Source organism: Devosia geojensis (genome assembly GCF_000969415.1).
GTDB lineage: Bacteria > Pseudomonadota > Alphaproteobacteria > Rhizobiales > Devosiaceae > Devosia > Devosia geojensis.
Map to the genome: position 1 here is coordinate 1 of NZ_JZEX01000169.1, position 3,506 is coordinate 3,506.

Annotated in this window: 3 protein-coding genes; all 3 read left to right on the plus strand. The window is 70.7% G+C overall.

The annotated features are described in order from the left end of the window. The first annotated feature begins 150 nt into the window (after positions 1-150). The 3 genes from VE25_RS18935 to VE25_RS18945 are packed head-to-tail and all read left to right on the plus strand — an operon-like array spanning position 151 to position 3,466. Complete coding sequence (locus VE25_RS18935) at positions 151-1,101, plus strand: ABC transporter permease (RefSeq protein ID WP_046110234.1); 951 nt, start codon at positions 151-153, stop codon at positions 1,099-1,101. Next, entirely contained in the window at positions 1,098-1,928 is an 831-nt protein-coding gene (locus VE25_RS18940; RefSeq protein ID WP_046110235.1) for an ABC transporter permease, read from the plus strand. Before VE25_RS18935 ends, VE25_RS18940 begins: the two co-directional genes overlap by 4 nt. Then, on the plus strand, positions 1,925-3,466 hold the full coding sequence (locus tag VE25_RS18945) for a dipeptide ABC transporter ATP-binding protein (RefSeq protein WP_046110236.1): 1,542 nt from the start codon (positions 1,925-1,927) through the stop codon (positions 3,464-3,466). Before VE25_RS18940 ends, VE25_RS18945 begins: the two co-directional genes overlap by 4 nt. Positions 3,467-3,506 lie beyond the last annotated feature (40 nt).

Consider the following 3,506-nt stretch of genomic DNA (forward strand, 5'->3'; position numbering starts at 1 on the left):
CCCTGTCCCTCCCCTCCAGGGGGAGGGGCGCGCAAGAGCCGCTACTTCCGTGCAGTTAGACCCCGGTGACCGGGAGGGTCCCCTCCCCCTGGAGGGGAGGGACAGGGTGGGGGGAAGCCCGTGCGCCCCTGAACCACCGAGGGTCACCCGATGACCTTTCTCCTCCGCCGCCTCTTCGGCTTCGCGATAACCCTTTTCGTTGCCGCCGCCGTCATCTTCTTCCTGCTCGACCTGCTGCCCGGCGACCCGGCCCGCTTCATCCTCGGCATCAACGCCAGCGCCGAGGCGGTCGCGAACCTTAGAGCGCAGCTCGGGCTCGACGCGCCGGCGTGGCAGCGGTTCCTCGGCTGGGTCGGAGGGATGCTGACCGGCGATTTCGGGGTGAGCTACACGCAGAACGCGCCGGTCGCCCGCCTCATCGGCGAGCGGCTGTGGGTGAGCCTGCCGCTGGCGCTGATCGCGATGGTGCTCTCCGTCGCCATCGGGCTGCCGCTCGGCATAGCCGCGGCGCGGCGGCGCGGGTCGCCGGTCGACACGGGGCTGATGATGCTGGCGCAGCTCGGCATCGCCGTGCCGAACTTCTGGTTCGGCATGCTGCTGACCCTCGTCTTCTCCGTCGGCCTGCGCTGGCTGCCGACCGGCGGCTTCACGCCCTGGCAGGAGGATCCGGGCGCGGCGCTGCGCGGCCTCATCCTCCCCGCCTTCGCCCTCGCCCTGCCGCAGGCGGCGATCCTGGCGCGGGTGATGCGCACCGCGCTCGTCGAGGTGACAGGGCAGGACTTCATCCGCACCGCGCGCGCCAAGGGCATGACCATGGGCGAGGCGGTGTGGCGGCATGGGGTGCGCAACGCGTTCCTGCCGGTCCTCACCATCCTCGGCCTGCAGTTCGCCTTTCTCGTCGCCGGCGTCATCATCGTCGAGAACGTCTTCTACCTGCCCGGCCTCGGGCGGCTGATCTTCACCGCCATTTCCGAGCGCGACCTCATCCTCGTGCGCGGCATCACCATCGTGCCGGTCATCGGCGTGACGCTGACCATGCTCGTGACCGACCTCTGCTATGCCCTCATCGATCCGCGCCTGCGCGAGGGAGGCGGGCGATGAGGCTGCCGCGGCACCCGAGCCTGCTCATCGGCCTGGCGGCGACGGCGGTGTTCGTCATCCTCGCGCTGGTCTCACTCATCTGGACCCCCTACCCCATCGCCGAGATCGACATCGCCCGCCGCTTCCAGGGGCCGAGCGGCGCGCACTGGCTCGGCACCGATTTCTTCGGGCGCGACATGGCTTCGCTCGTCATGAGCGGCACGCTGACCAGCTTCGTCGTCGCGGCGCTCGCCGTCCTTATCGGGGCGGGGATCGGCGTGCCGCTGGGGCTGGCCGCCGCGATCTGGCGGGGGCCGGTCGAATGGCTGATCCTGCGGCTTTCCGACTTCGTCTTCGCCTTTCCCGCGCTCGTCGTCGCCATCCTCATCACCGCGCTTTTCGGGCCGGGCGCGGTCAACGCGGTCGTCGCCATCGGCATCTTCAACATTCCCGTCTTCGCGCGGGTGGCACGCGGCGGGGCTCTCACCATCGTCTCGCTCGATTTCATCGCGGCGGCGCGGCTCGCCGGGCTCTCCAACGCCGCCATCGCCTGGCAGCACCTGTTGCCCAACATCATGGGCCTCGTCATCGTACAGGCGACGATCCAGCTCGCGCTCGGCATCCTGGCCGAAGCCGGGCTCTCTTATATCGGGCTCGGCACGCAGCCGCCGGCGACGAGCCTCGGGCTGATGCTGCGCGACGCGCAATCGCTCTTCATCCTCCATCCGTTCCTGTCGCTGGTGCCGGGCCTTTCCATCGTCGCCATCGTCATCGCCCTCAACCTGGCCGGCGACGGCCTGCGCGATGCGCTCGACCCGCGCCTGAAGCCGGTGGAGAGCGTCGCATGAGCCTCGTCGAAGTCTCCGACCTCACCATCGCCTTCGGGGCGCAGCGGGCGGTGAATGGCGTCAGCTTTGCCATCGCGCCCGGCGAGCGGTTCGGGCTCGTGGGCGAAAGCGGCTCGGGCAAGACGCTGACGGCGCTTGCCATCGCCGGGCTCCTGCCCGAGGCGGCGCGGCGGCAGGGCGACATTCGTTTCGACGGCGCGCCGCTGCCGGACGACGAGACCGCCATGGCACGGCTGCGCGGCAAGCGCATCGGCATGGTGTTCCAGGAACCGATGACGGCGCTCAACCCGCTGATGCGGGTCAGGAGGCAAATCGGCGAGGCGCTGGCGCTGACGGGCGCGGGCGGCGACATCGGCGCGCTGCTGACCGAAGTCGGGCTGGAGCCGCGCCACGCGGCGCGCTATCCGCACCAGCTTTCGGGCGGGCAGCGCCAGCGCGTGATGATCGCCATGGCGCTCGCCAGCGCCCCGGACATCCTCATCGCCGACGAGCCGACCTCGGCGCTCGACCTCATCACGCAGGCGACCGTGCTCGACCTTATCGAGCGCCTTTGCGAACGGCGCGACATGGCGCTCATGTTCATCAGCCACGACCTCAAGGCCGTGGCCCGGCTCTGCACGCGCATCGCGGTGCTGAAGGCCGGCGAGATCGTCGAAACCGGCGCCACCGGTGAGGTTTTCGGCGCGCCGCGCGCGAACTATACGAAACGGCTCGTCGCCGCGGCCCGGATGGACCTGCCGCAGGTGGAACATGAGCCGACGGACGTGGTGCTCGTCGAGACGAAGGGCCTCACCCGGCGCTTCCGCCAGCCGGGCCGCTGGCCGTTGCCGGGAAAGCCGCTGGCGGCGGTCGATCGCGTCGACCTTGCCATCCGCGCCGGGGAATCGGTCGCGCTCGTCGGCCCCTCCGGCTGCGGCAAGACGACGCTGGCGCGCATGCTCGTCGGCCTCGACCGGCCGAGCGCGGGCGGCATCCGCTTCGCGGGGCGAGCCTATGATCCCAACGATCCGGCGATCCGGCGCGACCTGTCGCTGGTGTTCCAGGACCCGTTCTCGAGCTTCGATCCGCGCATGAGCGTCGGCCGGTCCATCGCCGAGCCGCTGCGGCTGCTGCCGGCCATGGACGGCGCGTCGCGCGAGCGGCACCTTACCGAAGCGGTCGAGGCGGTGGGGCTTTCGCCCGACATGCTCGCGCGCTATCCGCACGAGTTCTCCGGCGGGCAGCGCCAGCGCCTCGCCATCGCCCGCGCGCTGGTGACGCGGCCGAAATTCCTGGTGCTCGACGAGCCGGTCTCCGCCCTCGACCTTTCCGTGCGCGCCGAGGTGCTGGCGCTGCTGACGCGCCTGCAGGCCGAGTTCGGCTTGACCTACCTCGTCATCAGCCACGACCTCGACATGGTCGCGGCCATCGCCGACCGGGTGCTGGTGATGCAGGCGGGGAAGATCGTGGAGGAAGGGCGGCCGGGCGAGCTTTTCGTCCATCCCCGGCACGAGATGACGCGGGCGCTGGTGGCGGCGCGGTTGCCGGAGGTGGGGTGAGAGGACGGTTGCTTGCCGAAGGTTCCCCCCACCCCTAACC

Excerpts from the sequence above, each read along its gene's own strand:
- VE25_RS18940 (WP_046110235.1), top strand. The coding sequence starts at position 1,098 with ATGAGGCTGCCGCGGCACCCGAGCCTGCTCATCGGCCTGGCGGCGACG.
- VE25_RS18945 (WP_046110236.1), top strand. The coding sequence starts at position 1,925 with ATGAGCCTCGTCGAAGTCTCCGACCTCACCATCGCCTTCGGGGCGCAG.
- VE25_RS18935 (WP_046110234.1), top strand. The coding sequence starts at position 151 with ATGACCTTTCTCCTCCGCCGCCTCTTCGGCTTCGCGATAACCCTTTTC.